Annotated in this window: 19 protein-coding genes; 8 read left to right on the top strand and 11 right to left on the bottom strand. The window is 68.6% G+C overall.

Annotated features, from left to right (window positions below):
• Window positions 1–621: 621 nt before the first annotated feature.
• The gene (locus HEP75_RS00580) at window positions 622–1,803 is read right to left on the bottom strand and encodes a class I SAM-dependent rRNA methyltransferase (RefSeq protein WP_185821726.1); all 1,182 of its coding nucleotides are present in this window, start codon (window positions 1,801–1,803) and stop codon (window positions 622–624) included.
• Window positions 1,804–2,059: 256 nt separating this feature from the next.
• On the opposite strand from HEP75_RS00580, the gene HEP75_RS00575 reads away from it, so the two are divergent.
• From HEP75_RS00575 to HEP75_RS00560, 4 genes are all read left to right on the top strand, one after another.
• On the top strand, window positions 2,060–3,013 hold the full coding sequence (locus tag HEP75_RS00575; RefSeq protein WP_179570442.1) for a TerC family protein: 954 nt from the start codon (window positions 2,060–2,062) through the stop codon (window positions 3,011–3,013).
• Between the two features lie 96 nt (window positions 3,014–3,109).
• Window positions 3,110–3,895 carry a rhomboid family intramembrane serine protease gene (locus tag HEP75_RS00570; RefSeq protein WP_185825058.1) on the top strand — a complete coding sequence of 262 codons (786 nt, stop codon included), beginning with the start codon at window positions 3,110–3,112 and terminating at the stop codon, window positions 3,893–3,895.
• Window positions 3,896–4,376: 481 nt separating this feature from the next.
• Complete coding sequence (locus HEP75_RS00565) at window positions 4,377–5,228, top strand: phosphatase PAP2 family protein (protein ID WP_185825057.1); 852 nt, start codon at window positions 4,377–4,379, stop codon at window positions 5,226–5,228.
• A gap of 254 nt (window positions 5,229–5,482) precedes the next feature.
• Window positions 5,483–6,499, top strand: coding sequence for a TIGR00266 family protein (locus tag HEP75_RS00560; RefSeq protein WP_185825056.1), 1,017 nt, complete (start codon window positions 5,483–5,485; stop codon window positions 6,497–6,499).
• 32 nt (window positions 6,500–6,531) lie between these two features.
• Here the strand turns inward: HEP75_RS00560 and HEP75_RS00555 are convergent, their stop codons facing one another.
• From HEP75_RS00555 to HEP75_RS00525, 7 genes are all read right to left on the bottom strand, one after another.
• The gene (locus HEP75_RS00555) at window positions 6,532–7,269 is read right to left on the bottom strand and encodes a putative DNA-binding domain-containing protein (protein WP_185825055.1); all 738 of its coding nucleotides are present in this window, start codon (window positions 7,267–7,269) and stop codon (window positions 6,532–6,534) included.
• Window positions 7,266–8,108: a DUF692 domain-containing protein gene (locus HEP75_RS00550; protein ID WP_185825054.1), complete on the bottom strand. Its 843-nt coding sequence runs from the start codon at window positions 8,106–8,108 to the stop codon at window positions 7,266–7,268. Before HEP75_RS00550 ends, HEP75_RS00555 begins: the two co-directional genes overlap by 4 nt.
• Before the next feature lie 65 nt (window positions 8,109–8,173).
• The gene (locus tag HEP75_RS00545; protein ID WP_185814725.1) at window positions 8,174–8,449 is read right to left on the bottom strand and encodes a hypothetical protein; all 276 of its coding nucleotides are present in this window, start codon (window positions 8,447–8,449) and stop codon (window positions 8,174–8,176) included.
• Between the two features lie 86 nt (window positions 8,450–8,535).
• Entirely contained in the window at window positions 8,536–8,994 is a 459-nt protein-coding gene (locus HEP75_RS00540) for a DoxX family protein (protein ID WP_185825053.1), read from the bottom strand.
• The gene (locus HEP75_RS00535; protein ID WP_185825052.1) at window positions 8,991–9,752 is read right to left on the bottom strand and encodes a DNA-binding domain-containing protein; all 762 of its coding nucleotides are present in this window, start codon (window positions 9,750–9,752) and stop codon (window positions 8,991–8,993) included. The genes HEP75_RS00540 and HEP75_RS00535 overlap by 4 nt, the downstream gene beginning before the upstream one ends.
• Window positions 9,749–10,591 carry a DUF692 domain-containing protein gene (locus HEP75_RS00530; RefSeq protein ID WP_185825051.1) on the bottom strand — a complete coding sequence of 281 codons (843 nt, stop codon included), beginning with the start codon at window positions 10,589–10,591 and terminating at the stop codon, window positions 9,749–9,751. The genes HEP75_RS00535 and HEP75_RS00530 overlap by 4 nt, the downstream gene beginning before the upstream one ends.
• Before the next feature lie 16 nt (window positions 10,592–10,607).
• Complete coding sequence (locus tag HEP75_RS00525; protein ID WP_185821717.1) at window positions 10,608–10,895, bottom strand: DUF2282 domain-containing protein; 288 nt, start codon at window positions 10,893–10,895, stop codon at window positions 10,608–10,610.
• 484 nt (window positions 10,896–11,379) lie between these two features.
• Here HEP75_RS00525 and HEP75_RS00520 point away from each other — a divergent pair, with 484 nt between their 5' ends.
• The 3 genes from HEP75_RS00520 (at window position 11,380) to HEP75_RS00510 (ending at window position 13,732) form a co-directional block, all read left to right on the top strand.
• Window positions 11,380–11,943 carry a sigma-70 family RNA polymerase sigma factor gene (locus tag HEP75_RS00520; protein WP_185821716.1) on the top strand — a complete coding sequence of 188 codons (564 nt, stop codon included), beginning with the start codon at window positions 11,380–11,382 and terminating at the stop codon, window positions 11,941–11,943.
• Entirely contained in the window at window positions 11,940–12,581 is a 642-nt protein-coding gene (locus HEP75_RS00515) for a DUF1109 domain-containing protein (RefSeq protein WP_185825050.1), read from the top strand. The genes HEP75_RS00520 and HEP75_RS00515 overlap by 4 nt, the downstream gene beginning before the upstream one ends.
• A gap of 122 nt (window positions 12,582–12,703) precedes the next feature.
• Window positions 12,704–13,732: a patatin-like phospholipase family protein gene (locus tag HEP75_RS00510; RefSeq protein WP_185825049.1), complete on the top strand. Its 1,029-nt coding sequence runs from the start codon at window positions 12,704–12,706 to the stop codon at window positions 13,730–13,732.
• A gap of 491 nt (window positions 13,733–14,223) precedes the next feature.
• On the opposite strand, the gene HEP75_RS00505 is transcribed toward HEP75_RS00510, so the two are convergent.
• The 3 genes from HEP75_RS00505 to HEP75_RS00495 all read right to left on the bottom strand — a co-directional run bounded on the left by HEP75_RS00505 (window position 14,224) and on the right by HEP75_RS00495 (window position 17,291).
• Window positions 14,224–15,558: an XVIPCD domain-containing protein gene (locus HEP75_RS00505; protein ID WP_255423948.1), complete on the bottom strand. Its 1,335-nt coding sequence runs from the start codon at window positions 15,556–15,558 to the stop codon at window positions 14,224–14,226.
• Window positions 15,559–15,570: 12 nt separating this feature from the next.
• A complete protein-coding gene (locus tag HEP75_RS00500) occupies window positions 15,571–16,449 on the bottom strand; it encodes a hypothetical protein (protein ID WP_185825048.1) in 879 nt (292 codons plus the stop codon).
• A gap of 362 nt (window positions 16,450–16,811) precedes the next feature.
• Entirely contained in the window at window positions 16,812–17,291 is a 480-nt protein-coding gene (locus tag HEP75_RS00495; RefSeq protein ID WP_185821712.1) for an Lrp/AsnC family transcriptional regulator, read from the bottom strand.
• A gap of 127 nt (window positions 17,292–17,418) precedes the next feature.
• Between HEP75_RS00495 and phhA the strand changes: the two genes are divergently transcribed.
• Window positions 17,419–18,309 (top strand): phenylalanine 4-monooxygenase, encoded by an 891-nt coding sequence (gene phhA, locus HEP75_RS00490; protein WP_185825047.1) that lies wholly within the window; start codon window positions 17,419–17,421, stop codon window positions 18,307–18,309.
• The last annotated feature ends 4 nt before the right edge of the window (window positions 18,310–18,313 follow it).

Here is an 18,313-nt window from a genome sequence, read left to right as displayed (position 1 = left end):
CCCCTACTTCTCGATCGATGGATGGATCGCGCCTTCCCCCGAAGGGCGCCGGGTGCCATCGCACACCCGTTTCCAACCCAGACGCTGACCAAGCCGCCCGCTACAGCGAATGCCGATACGCGAACCCGAATCGAAAGCCGTGCGGCGCTGGCGCCGCGGCGGGTGACGCGACAACCGCATTTCCCGGCACCTGGCCGAGAGTGATAGCGCTATCACCCGACGGCGCAAACCTAATCCCGTGTGCCGGCGTTTGTCACCGTGCGGCGCAACAAAGCTACGTTATGCGTACATCCGCTGGGATGCAGACCACGATGTAAGCGTTATCAGTGTCGACGTTGCGCAATTCGCGCGGTGTGCGATGGACGAACGCCGTTGCCGTTGCGCATGTTGATGCGCGCCGCAGGCGTGTGCTTGCAGCGCGTCGCCGAAGCGGGATGACGTGATGGATGCGATGCACTGCGGTAAGCGCAGTGGCATGAATACGTGGCCGACCCGGCGCACGCGACTGTGCGGGCGCTGGTCAGCCCGCAGCAGCGCCAGCGCGGCGTCGGCAGCCCGCCCGGCGTGTCCGTGGTAACGCGATCTCGCGGCGCGCGGCCAGCGCCGGCGCGCCGCGGCGGCTCAGTTCAGCACGCGGCAGAACACCGCTTTCAGATAACGCGATTCCTGCACGTGGGCCATGAACGGGTGATCGGCGCCGGCGCCGGCCACCTTCAGGATCTGGATCGTGCGGCCGGAGAAATACGCGGCGCGGCGCAGCATATCCAGGAACTCCTGCTCGGCGACCAGGCCGGTGCAGGAGAACGTGGCGAACAGGCCGCCGGGCGCGACCACGCCCAACGCCAACTTGTTCATGTCCAGGTATTTCTTCAGCGCCGGGATCACCTGGTCGCGGTCGCGGGTCATCTTGGCCGGGTCCAGGATCACCACGTCGTAGCGGTCGCCGCGCACCGCGGCATCGCGCAGGTACGGGAAGATGTCGGCCTGCACGAACTTGAGCCGCACGTCGTTGAGCTTGGCATTGCCCTTGGCGATCTCGATCACATCCTCGTCGATGTCCACGCCGACCACCTCCTCGGCGCCGCGCACCTTGGCGTAGACGGCGAAGCCGCCGGTGTTGCAGCACAGGTCGAGCACGCGCTTGCCGGCCACCTGCTGGCTCAGCCACTGCCGGTTCTCGCGCTGATCGGCGAAGAAGCCGGTCTTGTGCGCGCCGGCCGGATCGGCGCGGAAACGCACGCCGTATTCGCTGATGATCGCCGGCTCCGGGCGCTCGCCGCTGCTGGACACCGGGCGATAGTCGAAGCTCTCCTGCTTCTGCACGTGCTCTTCGGCGAAGCTGTAGAAGCGCGCGCCGGGGAACTGGGTACGCAGCGCGGCGTAGATCCAGTCGCGGTAGCGGAACATGCCGGCGCTGAAGAACTCCACCACCAGCAGATCGCCATAGCGGTCCACCACCAGCCCGGACAGGCCGTCGCCTTCGGCATGCACCACGCGCCAGGCGTCGGACACCGCGTCCAGCTTGAGCACGTCGCGGCGCAGCGACACCGCCTCGGCGATCTTGCCGGCGAACCAGGCTTCGTCGACCGGCACCTCGCGATCGATCTCGAGGATGCGCACGGCGATGCGCGAATGGCCGTTGTAGAAACCGCGCCCGATCCACTCCCCGTCCACCCCGACCACATCGACGAGGCTGCCCGGCTTGGGCTTGGCGGCGGGTTTTTCGACCAGTTTCTGGAAGATCCACGGATGGCTGGAGCGCCAGGCGTTCTTGAGGCGGACTACGGGCAGGGGAGTATTCATGAACGCCATTGTATCCGCCCCGATTGACGCCACCGCCGCCAGCCGCAAGAATGGGCGCAGAAGGGGAGTAGCTCCCAACGTTGTCGCCGTCAATTCGAGCCAGCAGGCTCCGGTGCAACGGCAGCCAGACCATCGGCTGCGAGCGAGACCTTCGCCGCAGTGGCGAAGGCATTCCCTGGAACGAACCCCATCGTTTCCGTCCAGGACGCCTCGCCGCCGCGGCCCGAGGTTCAACCTTCACTGACGGGAATTCCCCATGCAAACGATAGGCAACGTGTGGTTGTGGAGCGGTTTCGCGATCGTGGTGATCGCCGCGCTGCTGGCGGATCTGGTGCTGATGCGCCACGGCGGTCCGCACAAGGTCACCTTCAAGGAAGCGCTGTGGTGGAGCCTGGGCTGGATCGGGCTGGCGCTGGCGTTCAATGCCGGCCTGTGGTGGTACCTGCGCGAGACCATCGACGTGGCCACCGGCAACCAGTACGGACTGGAGTTCCTGACCGGCTACCTGGTGGAGAAGTCGCTGGCGGTCGACAACATCTTCGTGTTCCTGATGATCATGAGCTACTTCGCGGTGCCGGAGGAGCAGCGCCAGCGCGTGCTGGTGATCGGCGTGCTCGGCGCGATCGTGCTGCGCGCGATCATGATCTTCGCCGGCTCGGTGCTGCTGACCAAGTTCCACTGGCTGCTGTACGTGTTCGGCGCGTTCCTGCTGCTGACCGGCATCAAGATGTGGTTCTCGGCGGGCAAGGAGCCGGACCTGGAAGCCAACCCGGTGCTGCGCTTCATGCGCAAGCACCTGCGCCTGACCCCGCAGTACCACGGCAACGCGCTGAGCGTGACCCAGGAAGGCAAGCGCTGGTACACGCCGCTGTTCGCGGTGCTGATGCTGATCGCCATCACCGACGTGATCTTCGCGGTGGACAGCATCCCGGCGATCTTCGCGATCACCACCGATCCGTTCCTGGTGCTGACCTCCAACGTGTTCGCGGTGCTGGGCCTGCGCGCGATGTTCTTCCTGCTGGCGGGCATGGCCGACCGCTTCCACCTGCTGCCGTACGGGCTGGCGATCGTGCTGGTGTTCATCGGCACCAAGATGCTGATCATCGACCTATACAAGATCCCGGTACTGGTCTCGCTGCTGGCGGTGGCGCTGATCATCGGCGCGACGGTGGCGCTGAGCCTGCTGCGCCCGGCCAAGCCGGCGCACTGAGGCGCGCCGCGGCCGCGGGATTGTCCCGCGGCCGCGGCCAGTCCCTCCCACCGGCGGCGCCTTGCCTTGGGCGATGGGCGCCGCCATCCAGGGATCATGGACACTTCTCCGCTCTCCCCGTCCCCGCCTGCCGACGATGCGCAGGCGCAGGACCGCTTCGACCGGGCCCGGATCCTGCGCGCCTTCAACGCCAGCCTGGCGCTGATCGCGGTGCTGGTGGCGATGTTCGCCAGCCAGGGCCTGTTCGACTGGCGGCCGTGGTCGGTGGGGCCGCAGCAGGCCAGCGGCCTGCTCGGGCTGCTGACCGCGCCCTTGCTGCACGGGTCGCTGGAACACCTGGCCGCCAATGCCGGCGCGCTGCTGATCCTGGGCACGCTGGCCGGCAGCGTGTACCCGCGCGCCACCCTGGCCGCGCTCCCGCTGCTGTGGCTGGGCTCGGGCCTGGGCGCGTGGCTGCTGGGCGAACCCGGCAGCCACCATCTGGGCGCCAGCGGCGTCACCCACGGCCTGCTGTTCCTGGTGTTCGTGCTCGGCCTGCTGCGCCGCGACCGCGCCGCGATCGCCGCCAGCATGATCGCGTTCCTGTTCTACGGCGGCATGCTGGTGACGGTGCTGCCGCACGAGGCCGGGGTGTCCTGGCAGTCGCACCTGGGCGGCGCACTGGGCGGCGCGGTCGCGGCCCTGCTGCTGCGCCACCGCGACCCGCTGCCGCCGCGCAAGCGCTACAGCTGGGAAGACGAGGACGAGGAAACCCTGGTGCCCTTGCACGACGAGTTGGAGCCGCCTCCGCCGGCGCAGGTGCCGGTGCTGTGGCAACCGCCCTCGGTGCCGCGCGGGGTGGTGTTGCGCTTCCCGCCGCGGCAGGAGCGCGACGAGGGCTGAGGCCTCCGCCGCGGACGTGGCGACCCCGCTGCGCAGTACGACAGCCGCTGCCTGCCTGCTGCGCTTCGCCGTGGGAGGCAAGCGCTGGAGCATGCGCCCAGGTGTTTGCGGTTGGCGCGGGCTTTTTGTGGGAGCAACTTCAGTCGCGACGCATTACCGATAAGGCCCGTCGCGACTGAAGGGCACCTCTAATGACCCCAAAGAGCTCGGCCTAAGCGTTCGCAAGTGATTGATGTGCCTAGCGTGCAATTCTCGGAATCGAGGTTATTAGAGGTGCCCTGAAGTCGCTTCACAAGTTCGCCGCCCGCTCGGCATGATTGCTGCCGTCCCCGGTCCAACACCGCCTCACGCGCACGCTGTACGCATCGGCCTGACTGCTGCAGGCAGTACCGCTCCACCCTCCGACCCGCGCCATCGCAGCCTGCCGCGCCACGGCACCGGCCGTACACTGGCCGATCCCTCGCCGCCCGCCCCAGATCGCATGCCCGCGTCCCCTGCCTTCCGTTCCCGTTCTGCCGCCCTGCTGGCGCTCGCGCTCGCCGGCTGCAGCACGTCGCCCGCGCGTGCGCCGGCGGCACCGGACCAGGCGATGGCCGCGGCCGAGCCGGGCAAGGCGGTCGGCTACCTCGCTCCCGCCGCGATTCCGGCCAGCCTGCAGCTGGTGCCGGCACCGCCGGCCGAGGGCTCGCCCGGGCAGGCGCTGGACCAGGCGGTGAACCGCGAGGCGCTGGCGCTGCGCGGCAGTGCGCGCTGGCAACAGGCCGCGCGCGACGCCGATCTGAGCTTCCCGGCCGGCGCCGACCAGTTCGCCTGCGCGCTGGGCGTGTCCATCGATGCGCAGCGCACCCCGCACCTGTACACCTTGCTGGAACGCAGCCGCATCGACGCCAGCGCCGCCACCAAGGCGGCCAAGAACCACTACCGGCGGCCGCGGCCGTTCATGCTCAACCAGCAGCCGGTCTGCACCCCGGACGACGAGGACGGGCTGCGCCACAGTGGCGCCTATCCCTCCGGGCACAGCGCCATCGGCTGGGCCTGGGCGCTGATCCTCGGCGAGCTCGCGCCCGATCGCGCCGACACCTTGATCGCCCGCGGCCGCAACTACGGCGAAAGCCGGCTGGTGTGCAACGTGCACTGGCAGAGCGACGTGCTAGCCGGTCGTTTCATGGGCGCGGCGACGGTGGCCCGCCTGCATGCCGACCCGGCGTTCCGCGCCGATCTGGAGGGCGCGCGCAAGGAGATCGCCACCGCGCGCGCGCAGGGCCTGACGCCGGCCCAGGACTGCGCCGCGGAAGCCGCGACCCTGCAGGTGCGGCCGGAGAGTGCGCTGTAGGGCGCTGCGGTGATTGATCGAGCGGTCGCGGCTGAAGCCCAGCATGCGTGCCGCTTGCGCCGATCCAGGCGCGCTCTCTTTTGTAGGAGCGGCTTCAGCCGCGACGCTTTTCGATCCGGGATAGCGCCGCTTCGTTTCGTCGTGATTGACGTTGCTCCATTCGGCGAACATCCCACCCATGCCTTTGGGCAGATGCGAACCGACCGGGACGGCGGGCTAGACTCGCCGCAGATTTCCGCCAAGGACCTGCAGCCATGACCCAGTGGTATTTCCTGACCGGCAGCGAGCAGACCCGCTCCGGTCCGTTCGACGACGCCGACGCCATCGCCTTCGCCCGCACCAACCCCACCGCCATGGCCTGGCGCCAGGGCCAGAGCGGCTGGAAGCCGGCCGACCAGGTCGACGACCTGCGCGGCGCGAGCGCGGCCAGCCTGCCACCGGATCTGCCACCCCCGCCCGGCGGCAGCGGTCGCGCCGACGACATCGACTTCCGCATCGTCGGCCACGAGATGCAGTTCGTGGAGATCGAGCTGGATCCGGGCGAGAGCGCCGTCGCCGAGGCCGGCGCGCTGATGTTCAAGGACGCCGTGGTGCAGATGGACACCGTGTTCGGCGATGGCTCCAACAGCCAGGGCGGCGGGCTGATGGGCAAGCTGTTCTCGGCCGGCAAGCGCCTGGTCACCGGCGAGAGCCTGTTCACCACCGTGTTCACCCACCAGGGCCAGGGCAAGGCCAAGGTCGCCTTCGCCGCGCCGTATCCCGGCACGGTGCTGGCGATGAAGCTGGACCAGCACGGCGGCCGCCTGATCTGCCAGAAGGACAGCTTCCTGGCCGGCGCGCGCGGCGTGTCGCTGGGCATCCACTTCCAGCGCAAGATCATGACCGGCCTGTTCGGCGGCGAGGGCTTCATCATGCAGAAGCTGGAAGGCGACGGCTGGGTGTTCGTGCATGCCGGCGGCTGCGTGGTCGAGCGCGAACTGGCCGCTGGCGAGCGCCTGGACGTGGACACCGGCTGCGTGGTCGCGTTCCATTCCACGGTGGACATGGACGTGCGCCCGGTCAGCGGCATCAAGAGCATGTTCTTCGGCGGCGAAGGCATGTTCCTGGCCACGCTGACCGGCCCGGGCAAGGTGTGGCTGCAGTCGCTGCCGTTCTCGCGCCTGGCCGGACGCATGTTCGCCGCCGCGCCGCAGGGCGGCGGGCAGAACCGCGGCGAAGGCTCGGTGCTCGGCGGCCTGGGCCGGATGCTGGACGGCGACAACAACTTCTGAGTTGCGGGGTGAGCGGCGCCTGCGTGCACCGCTCACCCTGGCGCGACCGCCTCCAGCACTTCGTCGCGCAACCACTGTTCCAGCACCCGCCCGACCAGCGCCGGATCGTCGTCAGGCGCATGTCGGCACAACGCACCGAAGCGCAACCCGGCCAGGCCATCGCGCAGCATGCGCGCCTCCAGCGGCGACATGCTCTGGAAATAGGGCGACAAGCCCTTGCGCCAGACCCGGATCGTCACCGCCTCGGGCAGGCGTACCGCCGCGGGCGGCGCACGCCTCTCCGACAGTGCCAGCCAGATCGCAGCGGCGTTGCTGCGCATGCGGCGGCGGCGCAGGGTCGGCACGAAGCGCAGGCGCGCCTGCTCCCAGTCAACGCCGGCCAGTGCCGCCAGCGTCACCGGCGCCGCATCCGTCCCATCGAAGGCGCGGCGCAGGGCCAGGTCGAGCCAGGCCAGGTCGGCGAGCTCCGGACGCTCGGGATGGCATACGCGCAGGTAGGCACCGAAGCGGTCGCCGTAGGCGCCAAGGTTCCAGGCAGAAGGAGGATGCCGCGCCACGTAGCCGGCCGCGGCCGCGTCGAACGCGGCATCGCCCAGCCAGGCCAGGGTGGTGGCGTAGGTATCGCGCAACGCGTCGCCGAGCTGCGCGCGGTAGGCATGCCGATACACGCGCAGGCCCGGGCGCTGATGCGCATCCAGGCAGGCATCCGCATCGGCCGCGGGGTCGCGCAGCCAACCCGAGAAGCGGCGCTGCAGGTCGAGCAGGCTCATGCGGCCGCGCGTGCCGCACGTGCCGCGTTGGCGGCGATGCGCCGGGCGATCTGCAGCTCGTCCAGCAACTCGGACAGCGGCGGGATCCGGTCGTCGCGCTCGATCATGGTCGCCATCGCGCCGATACGCCGGCACACCGTCGCGTACAGCGCCCACACCGGATCGCAGACGGGTTGGTCGTGGGTATCGATCAACAGTTCGCGGCCCTGGCTATGCCCGGCCAGGTGCACCTGGCGTATCCGGTCCCACGGCAGCGCGTCCAGATAGGCCTGCGGATCGGCACCATGGTTGACGGCGCTGACGTAGACGTTGTTGACGTCGAGCAGCAGATAGCAGCCGGTGCGTGCGCACACCTCGCGCAGGAACGCCGCTTCGCTCATGGCGCCTGCGAAGGCCAGATAGGTGGACGGATTCTCGAGCAGCAATGGCCGCTCCAGCACGTCCTGGGCGTGGGCGATGTTGGCGCAAACGACGTCCAGCGCTTCGCCGTCGTAGGGCAGCGGCAGCAGATCGTGCGAATTGAATCCTGCGACCGCGCTCCAGCTCAGATGGTCGGAAACCCACAGCGGGCGCACGCGCCGCGTGAGATGTTTGAGCCGCAGCAGATAGTCGCGATCGAGCCCATCGGCCGAGCCCAGCGACATCGACACGCCGTGCAGCGCCACCGGGTAGCGCTCGCGCACCCGGTCCAGCACATGCAGCGGCCGGCCGCCGGCAACCATGAAGTTTTCCGAGATCGCCTCGACGAAATCCAGCGCGGGCGGCTCCTCGAGGTACAGCGGATAGTGCGGCGGGCGCAGGCCCAATCCGAAGCCGTGGAAAGGCGCGATCGTGTCCATCTGGCAAGGTCTCGTTGGTCGTCCCGGCCGGGGCGCACGGCGCCGGCCGGAACAGAGGTGTCGCCTCAGGCGGCGGGCGCGGTCAGCGAGCCGCCGGCCGACTTGCACTGCTTCACCGTCACATCCTTGAAGCCCTGGCCCTTGCACGCGTTCTGGCCCTTGCACTCGTGGCTGCCGGATTTGCAATCGGACTGGCCCTTGCAGCTGTTGATGCCATAGCAGGCGACAAGCTTGGCATCGCCCTTGGCGGCGGCGCTGGCGGTAGCCGGAACGCTGGCCGCGGCGACGGCAAGCAGGGCGGCGGTGGCGGCGAAACCGGTGACGGTACGGGTAGCGATCATGGACGTTCCTCGGTGATGGACGGATGCCGAATTGGCAGCAGGTACTTCGGCGCAAGCGTCGCCGCGGTTACAGCGCGATGCGACGATCATGCGATGCGCAGCAGCCGGTCCAGCGATACGCGGCCGGCACCGCGGACGATCAGGTACGCCAGCAGCGCGGCCCAGCTCAGGTGCGTGGGCCAGGCATCGGGATAGACGAAGATCTCGATCACCGCGGTCATGCCCAGCAACGCCAGCGCCGACAGCCGCGTGCACAGGCCCAACACCAGCAGCAACGGGAACAGGTGCTCCGCATAGGCGGCCAGGTGCGCGGCCAGTTCCGGCGCAAGCAGCGGCACGCGGTAGTCCTCGCGGAACAGCGCGTAGGTGCTGTCGGTGATGGTCAGCACGCCGCTGACCTTGGTGCGCCCGGACAGGAAGAAGATCGCGGCGATCGACAGCCGGAACAGCAGTGCCAGCGCCGAATGGCCGACCCGCTGCGACACCGCGGTGGCGAGACGATTCCACGCGGCACGCGGGTCCGCGGAAGCGAGAAGAGACGTCATGGAATGCCTTGCATGGAAGAGAGGTCGAGGGAAGAAAACGCGCCGGCATCCAGCAGCGCCGCGAAGGTATCGGCCAGCGCCAGCGTGGGCTCGGCCTGCTGCGCCTGCTCTGCCGCGGCCTGCAGCGTGGCGCCACCGCGACAGGCCTGCAGCAGCACGCAACCGCCCAGGCCCAGCGCATGCCGATGCACCTGGCCGCCATGCCGCAGCAGCAGTGCGCCTTCGCCGCGCCACGCAAGCTCGGGCACCGGCGCCACATCGCGCTGCGCGCACCAGATCGAGTACACCGGCAACGCCTCGAACCAATGCCAGCGCGCGCTCGGATGCACGGTCAGGCGCGCGGCCGCCAGTTGTTCGCCAGGCAAGGCGGCCACGGCCTGCGGATCGAGGACGGCGGCATCGGCCGCGACATGCGCCTCGCGCCAGCTGCGATCCAGTTGCGCCACACCCGGCAGATAAGGCAACTGCCCGGCCTCGGGAAGCGCGGCGAGAAACGCATCGAAGTCGCCGCCGTAGTGCAGCAGGTGCACATCGTTGGGTGGGCAGCGCTGGGCATAGGTACGCGCCGCCTGCTCGAACCATGCCGCTCCCACCAGCCGCTCCACGCTCGGAAAATTCGCCTGCAACGCATCGATGCAGGCGCGCAGCACGGTGTTGCGGTAGATGCGGAATCCCGGTTGCGCCGCCAGCCCGCCAGCATCGCCATCGCCGTACAGCGCGCGCGCGAACCCGTCCTGGAACTGCGCCAACGCGCTCATGCCGCCCACCGCCGCCGCGTCGCGGCCCGCTCCAGCAGTCGCTGCGCGCGATCGCGCTCCAGCAGCAGCGCATCGAATGCGGGCACGTCGCCATCGCGCTCGATCAAGGTCGGCCGCGGCCCGGCGATGTCCAGGAAATGCGCGTACAGGTCCCAGACGGCGTCATTCACCGGCGCATCGTGCGAATCGATTAGCAGCGTCCGCGCGTCCGCCGCATCCTGGGCATGGCCGGCCACATGCACTTCCACCACCGCATCGGCGGGGAAGGCATGCAGGTAGGCATAGGCATCGAACCCCAGGTTGTGCGCGCTGACATGGACATTGTTGATGTCCAGCAATAGCCGGCAACCGCTGCGCCGCACCAGTTCGGCCAGGAAATCCGGTTCGCTCCAGGTGTGCCCGGGCAGCTCCAGATAATGGCTAGGGTTCTCGATCGCCAGGGTGCGGCCGAGCGCCTCCTGCGCCCGCTGGACATTGCTCACCACGCGGGCCAGCGCCGCGGCGCTGCGCGGTACCGGCAACAGGTCCGGATGGTAACGGCCGCGCCAGACCGACCAGGCCAGGTGCTCGGACACCTGCCACGGCTGGACCCGCTCGGCGAGCGCGGCCAGGCGGCGCAGGTGCTGCGCGTCCGGATCGGCATCGGCCGCCAGCGACAGCGACACGCCGTGCAGCGACAGCGGGTGGCGCGCGGCGATCGCCTCGAGCCAGGCCAGCCGCGGCCCGCCCTGGACCAGGTAGTTCTCCGGATGCACCTCGAACCACAACCCCGGCGCAGGACAGTCCAGCGCCTGCGCGTAGTGTTGCGGCTTCAGGCCGATGCCGGCGCCGAGCTGCATGGCCGCGGCGCCGCGCTCAGGCGCCGACCGGGCTCAGCGTGCCATGACCCTTCGGCGTCTTGATGCCGACGCAGGTGCCGGCCGGCACGTTCTTCCAGGCATTGCCTTGGTAGTCGCGCTTCGACGTGCCCGCGCAACTGGTGCCCGCCCCGGCCTTGCAATCGTTCTGGCCGGCCTTGGCGATGCCGTAGCACTTCTCCATCGGCTTGGGCTGCGCAGCGCGATCGGCGCCCTGCGCCATCGCGGCTCCGGCGACGAGGGCGGCCAGGGTCAGGGTTGCCGCGGCGGCGTTGCGTACGTTCATGGGAATGCTCCTGCGGAAAAGGGAATGGACGGGCCGGGCGCACGCTGCGGCCGGGTTCCTCCTGCATTCGCGGCGAACGCCGCAGCGGTTACAGCCGGCCGCCCACGCGTGGAAAAAATATTCGGCCGGCGGCTGTAACCGCCACCGCGCATGCGACGAACTACCGCGGTCATGACCAGAGACAAGAAGCGACAGTGAACAGCCAGACACCGGTGGCGGCCGTGGCCGCATGGCCTGCGCCCGCGGCGCCATGCGTCGCGGCGGTGGGCGCGTGCCTGGCACGCCTGGCACGGCCGGGTGCGGCGCCAGGCGCGGCCAGCGTGGCGGCGGTACCGGCGCGCAGATGCCCGGTGCGACTCCAGCGGCAAGGTCAATGCCGTCGTATCCTGCCTGTCCGGCGTGCGCCAGGCCGCCTTGGAGAACGCTGCATGCCGATCCGCCGTTCCCGCCGCGTCCCGTCCCAGGCCGCCGGCCGCGTGGCGCGATGAGCCGGCTGGACGCGCTGCAGGCGGTGGAAGTGCGTCTGCGCCTGTTGTTCGTGGCCGGCCTGGAGGGCGACGCGCGCGACTACCGCACGTTCCTGGACGAACTCAGCGCCCACTTGCGCGCTTTCCTGCGCCGCCGCCTGAACCACGCGCCCGATGATGTGGAGGACATCTTGCAAGAGACCCTGCTGGCCATCCACAACAGCCGCCACACCTATCGCCGCAGCGAACCGCTGACCGCGTGGGTGTATGCGGTCGCCCGCTACAAGCTGCTGGACTTCTACCGGGCGCACGCGCGCAAGCGTCCGCTGCAACTGCCGCTGGACGCCGCGGACGATCTGTTCGCGCATGCCGACGACGCGCCGGCGCACGCCCGCCATGAGATCGGCCGGCTGCTGCAGCAATTGCCGGACCGGCACCGCCTGCCGATCGTGCACGTGAAGCTGCAGGGCCTGTCGGTCAGCGAGACCGCCCGGCTGACCGGCATGTCCGAATCCGCGGTCAAGGTCGGCGTGCATCGCGGACTCAAGGCGCTGGCGCTGAAGATCAGGAGTACGACATGAAGACCAATGAATTGATTGCGCTGCTGGCGCAGGAACCTTTGCGCGTGGACCGGCATGCTTCTGCTCGGCGATTCGCGTTGGCGCTGCCATGCGGGCTGCTGGGTGCGCTGCTGTTGGCGGCAGCCGTCTTCGGTCTCCGCCCGGACCTGACGGTCGCCGCTGCGCATCCGGCGTTCTGGGCGAAGCTGGGCTTCGCCACCTGCATGGCCGCCGGTGCCGGCCTGGCGACCTGGCGCCTGGCCACGCCGGGGCGGCGGGTCGGCGCCGCCGCCATCGCGATCGGCGTCCCGGTCGTCACGTTGTGGATCGCGGCCATCGCCGCGCTGTGGGCGGCGCCGGCGGAACTGCGCCTGCCGTTGCTGCAGGGCCAGAGTTGGCACAGTTGCCCGTTCAACATCGCGCTGCTGTCGATTCCGACCTTCGCCAGCGTGTTCTGGGCCTTGCGCGGACTGGCGCCGACCCGCCTGCGCGCGGCCGGCGCAGCCGGCGGACTGCTCGGCGGCGCCCTGGCGACCACGGCCTATTGCCTGCATTGCCCGGAGATGGCGGTCCCGTTCTGGGCGCTGTGGTACGTGCTGGGGATGGCGCTGCCGACCGCGCTCGGCGCCGCCCTCGGCCCGCGCCTGCTGCGCTGGTAGCCGGCGGCGCGTTCGTTCGGCGCCGCGTGCGCCAGCCGGCATGACCTCCGGTCGTGGGCGGTGCAGGCCGATCCCGGTATGCTCGCGCCGGCTCCGCCCTCTCCTTCCTCGACGCCGCATCCATGACCGCCTTCCGTTCCCCGCGCCTGCTCCTGTCCCTGTCCCTGTTCGGCTTGCTCGCTGCGTGCGGCGGCGAGCCCAAGCCGGCGACGCCGGCCCCGGTGGTGGTGGGGCCGGCACCGACCGCCGCGGCCAAGCCGCTGCGCATCGGCATCGCCCTGGGCGGCGGCGCGGCCAAGGGCTTCGCCCATATCGGCGTGATCAAGATGCTGCAGGCCAACGGACTGGAGCCGGTGGTGGTGTCCGGCACCAGTGCCGGCAGTGTGGTCGGCGCGCTGTACGCCAGCGGCATGGACGCGTTCCAGATGCAGCAGGCCGCGGTGGCGCTGGACGAGACCAGCATCCGCGACATGCGCCTGTTCTCCGGCGGTCTGGTGCAGGGCCAGGCGCTGCAGGACTACGTCAACGCCCAGCTCAAGAACCGCCCGATCGAGAAGCTCGGCAAGCCCTTCGCCGCGGTGTCCACGCGCCTGGAAGACGGCGAGCGCACCGTGTTCGTGCGCGGCAACGCCGGCCAGGCGGTGCGCGCCTCCAGCAGCATTCCCGGCGTGTTCGAACCGGTGACCATCGGCAAGTTCCATTACGTGGACGGCGGCGTGGTCAGCCCGGTGCCGGTGGACGCGGCGCGCCAGCTCGGCGCCGACTTCGTGGTCGCGGTGGACATCTCCAGCAAGGCCAGCGGCAAGAACCCGGCCGGCATGCTCGGCATCGTCAATCAGTCGATCGCGATCATGGGCCAGCGCCTGGGCCAGCAGGAGCTGGCGCGCGCGGACATCGTGATCCGGCCCAGGGTCAACGACATCGGCGCCGCCGATTTCGCCCAGCGCAACGCCGCCATCCTGGAAGGCGAGAAGGCCGCGCTGGCGGCGATGCCGCAGATCAAGGCCAAGCTGGCGCAGCTGCAGCAACAGCGCGCGGCGGCCGCGGCCGCTGCAGCCAAGGCGTCGCAGCCGGCACCCGCGCCATGCGAACCGCGCTCGCGCCTGGGCCGCCTGATCGGCCGCGACGATCCGTGCAAGAAGCAGGACTGAGCTAGCGCGGCGCATCAGGAGGATTAACAGCCGAGCTGTGCATAGCCCCTGGTTGGGGTGAGGGTACGGCGCGCAGCGTCTCGCGGAGTTGGGTGCGCGAGGCTGCGCCCAGACCCTCATCCGCCCCTTCGGGGCACCTTCTCCCGCTGGGAGAAGGAATAGCCGAGCGCCCATAGCCCCTCTCCCACCTGGAGAGGGGTTGGGGTGAGGGTACGGCGCGAAGCGACTCGCGGAGTTGGGTGCGCGAGGCTGCGCCCGTACCCTCATCCGCCCCTGCGGGGCACCTTCTCCCGAGGAGAGAAGGAACAGCCGAGCTGTGCATAGCCCCTCTCCCACCGGGAGAGGGGTTGGGGTGAGGGTACGGCGCGAAGCGTCTCGCGGAGTTGGGTGCGCGAGGCTGCGCCCGTACCCTCATCCGGCCCTGCGGGCCACCTTCTCCCGATGGGAGAAGGAATAGCCGGGCGTCCATAGCCCCTCTCCCGCCGCTTCGCTCAGATCCGGATTGCCGCCGTGCTCTGGCGCTGTGCATCCTGCTGCTGCACATCCTGCTGCATGGTTGCCTGCTGCGTTTGTGCGAGCACCTGCTGCCGATCGAACTCGGCCAGTCGCTCGAACGACTGCGTGGCCGGCGTGCGCACCGCCTCTTCGATCGGCATCTGCGCACGCAGGTGCGCCGGATCCTTCGGGTCGCCCTGCACCACGAACACCAGTTCGCCTGCCTGCACGTTGCGCCCGCGCTCGCTCAACCGAACATGGTCCACCCGCTCCAGGCCGCTGCGCGCGGCCAGATCGGTCAGGCTGGCGGCCATGCAGGCGCTGTCCGCGTCGGGGCTGCGCCCGAGTTGCTGGTCCAGCGCGTGCGTGCCGGCGACGCATTGCTGATGCAAGGCGTGGCGTGGATGGTCCGGCCGGGTGGGATCGGTGGCACCCGCGGCCAGCAGCTCGGCATTTGCCGGCCGCGCGGGATCGGCCTCGGCCAATGTCTGCGGGCTGCGCATGACCGGTTGCTGCCGGTAAGGATCGTCGGGATGGAACTGCTGCCGCAGCTGCTGGCGCTCCAGGCGTAGCGCGCGCGTGTCGTCGAGTTCGCGGAGTTGCTGCGGGTCGCGCACTGGCTGCACCACGGTCTGCTCACCATCGCTGACCCACGTGTTCCAGCCGCGCGTCTGTTGGTCGTACATGTAGGAAAAATTCGGCGCACCAATCCGGTCCGGGTCGATGATGGGCAGCGTATGGCTCGCTCCGATGCGTGCGACCGTCATCCGCCACGTATAGGAAAGCGCATTGAGTTGCGCATCGTCGTACTTGCCAACGTCCGCCATGGTTTCGCTGGCCCGGTTCACTCCAAGCGCGGAGTTGTCGAGCATCATCGACCAGACCTTCTCCGCCTCGGCTTCGCCGCCGTGGCGGCGCGCGGCATCGAGCAGCTGGCGCGGGGTCCAGGCGTCGGGGTTGATTTTTCTTTCCTGGAACGTGGCATCGTGAACGTCCTCGACGTCCCTGACTGGAAGATTGAGCGCAAGGTCGGGGCGATGCGCCGTGTTCTGATAAAACTCGCGTCGCTCGAGATCATGCTTCATCAAGTCAACGCCGAAGCTGTTCCACTCGCGTTCGCTCATGCGCACGCCGTCGCGTCGTGCCTGGCTATCGGCGAACATATTCGCGGTTGCACCTGGTGCGTTGTCATTGCGTACGACACCAAGCGCGAGCAGGCCATAACCATCGTTACCCTGCTTGCGCGCTAGATAGTTCCAGTAGAGCTCTCGATTTTCCTCGTCTGCATAGTGCCGGAGGATGTCGATGTCTTTTTGGTCGAGTCCAGCCATTTCCACATCTCCTTATCGGGGTGCTCCTGCCTCATCGGCCAGGGTCTTTGGAGCCCCGAACTGAACGAGTGCGCTTCGCGCCCTATCCTCGATCTTGCTCCAATCGGCCAATGCAACGCGCACATAGTTGATATGCACCAAGACCTTCAACTGCGGAATGGTGAAAAAGTGATCGCACTTGGGAAGTGCGTCTTCATCGCTTCGCACCAGCGTTCCATCGCGATATTCCACCCCCGTCTGCGTCACTTCACGCGATGTGCATTTGATGACCGTCTGGATGTCGCCGCGTTGGTCCCGTCTCACGTACCAATCGTCATGTCCTTTGGGCTGCATCACAGCTAAGGATTCGCGGTATCCCTTGGCCCTGTAATACGCAAAGATCTTGGGCAGGTCCGCATAGTATGGCGTCAAGCCATACGTCACTTCCCCCTGGATGCGGGTTTCCAGGCGCTCGGCTGGATTGTCTTGCTGACCCGGATCCGGCGTGTACTGGCTTCGCAAGGACGCATGAACATCCACCCGGTCCATATAGTGGTAGCCGATGTTGACCGTGCGCGTTGCCACATCCAGGCTCAGATGACTGCGCTCGCCAGGCGCGAACGGCTCCAGCGTCGGATATTCCAGGTACAGGCCGAAGCTGCCGTCGAAGTTCGGCCCCATCTGGTCGCCGAAATAGTTGGCCGGGATCCGCAACGTGTACGGGCCCAGGCACGTGTCCATCAGCGGCGGCGGCGTCTTGAATGGATCCTGCGGGCCATCGTGATGCTTCATGACACATCCCTGTTCGTTGGTGGTGGTGCGCGACGGTTTGTCGGCCGGGTTGGCGCAGCCGGCCAATGGCAGCCCGATGGCCAACAACAGCCAATGGGCGCGGCATGGGGCACGTCTCATCTGCATCCTCCGGTGATGCGCGGGACACAATTATAGGTCGCGCATACGCCCTGGAGCCGCATGGGCCACGCCTGCATCGATTTCGATATCACCAACGTGGCGTCAGGCTGGCGAAGCGCGCTTCGCTGTGGTTCTGGCAGTCCACAGTGGCCCGAACTTTCCATCCGGCGCATTGCGTACGGTCAACGTCGCGCCACTACGCGATGAGCCGGCCATTCGCATTGAGGCGATAGGCACGTAGGCGATCTGCACGGCAGTGACAGCGACCGTGGCGCCGCTGCTGTGCCCGAGCGGTCGCAGAGCATGTCATCGAAGTCGCAATTGCCCGGCCGCGATAGTGTGGCGGCTCGACGCGCGCCCTTTCAGCCGCGCGGCAGCGGCAACCCGGTGAAGTCCTTGACCGTACGCAGCACGAAGCTGGAATTGACATCGGCCACGCCGGCGGCGTTGAGCAGCTTGTCCAGCAGGAACGCGGAGAAATGGGTCAGGTCGCGCACGTAGACGTGCAGCAGGTAGTCCATGTCGCCGGTCAGCGCGTGGCAGGCGACGACCTCGTCCCAGCCCTGCACGCTGTCGGCGAAATGGGCGATGCCGGTTTGCCCGTGCTTTTCCAGCTGCACGCGCACGAACGCCTGCAGACCCAGACCGATCGCGCCAGGCACCAGCCGTGCGGCGTAGCCGGCGACCACGCCGTCGGCCTCCAGCCGCTGCACCCGGCGCAGGCAGGCCGACGGCGACAGGTTCACCTGCGCGGCCAGTTCGGCGTTGCTGGCCCGTCCCTGCCGTTGCAGCAGCGCCAGCAGGCGCAGGTCGGTGCGGTCGAACAGGGCCGATTCGGTCATTTATTGCTCTGCAACATGTATTCGCTGCAACAATCTTGCGCCTAGGAACTGGAATCGCGCAACTTCGCAAACTCATTGCGTGGCTTGTCGCCTAGCATCGTCGGTATCCCCACCGGAGCCGCCGCCCATGGACACCGCACCGCGCCGCGTCGAACACCAGCAGACCGACAAGGGCTATGTGCCGGTCTACACCACGGCCGTGGTCGCGCAGCCATGGGACAGCTACAGCGCCGACGACCATGCCACCTGGGGCACGCTGTACCAGCGTCAGCGCGAATTGCTGGTCGGCCGCGCCTGCGACGAATTCCTGCAGGCGCAGGACGCGATGGGCATGAGTCCGCAGGCCATCCCGCGCTTCGAGCAGCTCAACGAGGTGCTGGGCGCCGCCACCGGCTGGACCCTGGTCGGGGTCGAAGGCCTGCTGCCGGAACTGGATTTCTTCGATCACCTGGCCAACCGCCGCTTCCCGGTGACCTGGTGGATCCGCCGCCCCGAACAGATCGACTACATCGCCGAGCCGGACCTGTTCCACGACCTGTTCGGCCACGTGCCGCTGCTGATGAATCCGCTGTTCGCCGACTACATGCAGGCCTATGGCCGCGGCGGGGTGAAGGCGCACGGCATCGGCCCGGACGCGCTGCAGAACCTCACCCGCCTGTACTGGTACACGGTGGAGTTCGGGTTGATCGCCAGCGCCGACGGCCTGCGCATCTTCGGTGCCGGCATCGTCTCGTCCAAGGGAGAGTCGCTGTACGCGCTGGAATCGGCCGCGCCCAATCGCATCGGCTTCGACCTGGCGCGGATCATGCGCACCCGCTACCGCATCGACACCTTCCAGAAGACCTACTTCGTCATCGACAGCTTCGAACAGTTGATGCAGGCGACCGCGCCGGACTTCACTCCGATCTATGTGGCGCTGGAAACCCAGGAGCACCTGCCGGCCGGCGAGGTTCAGGAAGGCGACCGCGTGTACCAGAAGGGCACCGGCGAAGGCTGGGCGGAAGGCGGCGACGTTTAACCGT

The sequence above is a fragment of the Xanthomonas sp. SI genome (assembly GCF_014236855.1).
In the GTDB taxonomy this organism is placed as follows: Bacteria; Pseudomonadota; Gammaproteobacteria; order Xanthomonadales; family Xanthomonadaceae; genus Xanthomonas_A.
Note: the sequence above shows the minus strand (reverse complement) of the source record. Positions and strands in the feature narration are given on the sequence as shown.

Bases quoted from the DNA above. Each gene is read 5' to 3' on its own strand.
- HEP75_RS00540 (WP_185825053.1), bottom strand. From the start codon at position 8,994: ATGACGTCTCTTCTCGCTTCCGCGGACCCGCGTGCCGCGTGGAATCGT.
- HEP75_RS00500 (WP_185825048.1), bottom strand. From the start codon at position 16,449: ATGAGACGTGCCCCATGCCGCGCCCATTGGCTGTTGTTGGCCATCGGG.
- HEP75_RS00510 (WP_185825049.1), top strand. From the start codon at position 12,704: ATGACCGCCTTCCGTTCCCCGCGCCTGCTCCTGTCCCTGTCCCTGTTC.
- HEP75_RS00545 (WP_185814725.1), bottom strand. From the start codon at position 8,449: ATGATCGCTACCCGTACCGTCACCGGTTTCGCCGCCACCGCCGCCCTG.
- phhA (WP_185825047.1), top strand. From the start codon at position 17,419: ATGGACACCGCACCGCGCCGCGTCGAACACCAGCAGACCGACAAGGGC.
- HEP75_RS00520 (WP_185821716.1), top strand. From the start codon at position 11,380: ATGAGCCGGCTGGACGCGCTGCAGGCGGTGGAAGTGCGTCTGCGCCTG.
- HEP75_RS00550 (WP_185825054.1), bottom strand. From the start codon at position 8,108: ATGGACACGATCGCGCCTTTCCACGGCTTCGGATTGGGCCTGCGCCCG.
- HEP75_RS00535 (WP_185825052.1), bottom strand. From the start codon at position 9,752: ATGAGCGCGTTGGCGCAGTTCCAGGACGGGTTCGCGCGCGCGCTGTAC.
- HEP75_RS00505 (WP_255423948.1), bottom strand. From the start codon at position 15,558: ATGGCTGGACTCGACCAAAAAGACATCGACATCCTCCGGCACTATGCA.
- HEP75_RS00570 (WP_185825058.1), top strand. From the start codon at position 3,110: ATGGACACTTCTCCGCTCTCCCCGTCCCCGCCTGCCGACGATGCGCAG.
- HEP75_RS00555 (WP_185825055.1), bottom strand. From the start codon at position 7,269: ATGAGCCTGCTCGACCTGCAGCGCCGCTTCTCGGGTTGGCTGCGCGAC.
- HEP75_RS00515 (WP_185825050.1), top strand. From the start codon at position 11,940: ATGAAGACCAATGAATTGATTGCGCTGCTGGCGCAGGAACCTTTGCGC.
- HEP75_RS00575 (WP_179570442.1), top strand. From the start codon at position 2,060: ATGCAAACGATAGGCAACGTGTGGTTGTGGAGCGGTTTCGCGATCGTG.
- HEP75_RS00525 (WP_185821717.1), bottom strand. From the start codon at position 10,895: ATGAACGTACGCAACGCCGCCGCGGCAACCCTGACCCTGGCCGCCCTC.
- HEP75_RS00495 (WP_185821712.1), bottom strand. From the start codon at position 17,291: ATGACCGAATCGGCCCTGTTCGACCGCACCGACCTGCGCCTGCTGGCG.
- HEP75_RS00565 (WP_185825057.1), top strand. From the start codon at position 4,377: ATGCCCGCGTCCCCTGCCTTCCGTTCCCGTTCTGCCGCCCTGCTGGCG.
- HEP75_RS00530 (WP_185825051.1), bottom strand. From the start codon at position 10,591: ATGCAGCTCGGCGCCGGCATCGGCCTGAAGCCGCAACACTACGCGCAG.
- HEP75_RS00560 (WP_185825056.1), top strand. From the start codon at position 5,483: ATGACCCAGTGGTATTTCCTGACCGGCAGCGAGCAGACCCGCTCCGGT.
- HEP75_RS00580 (WP_185821726.1), bottom strand. From the start codon at position 1,803: ATGAATACTCCCCTGCCCGTAGTCCGCCTCAAGAACGCCTGGCGCTCC.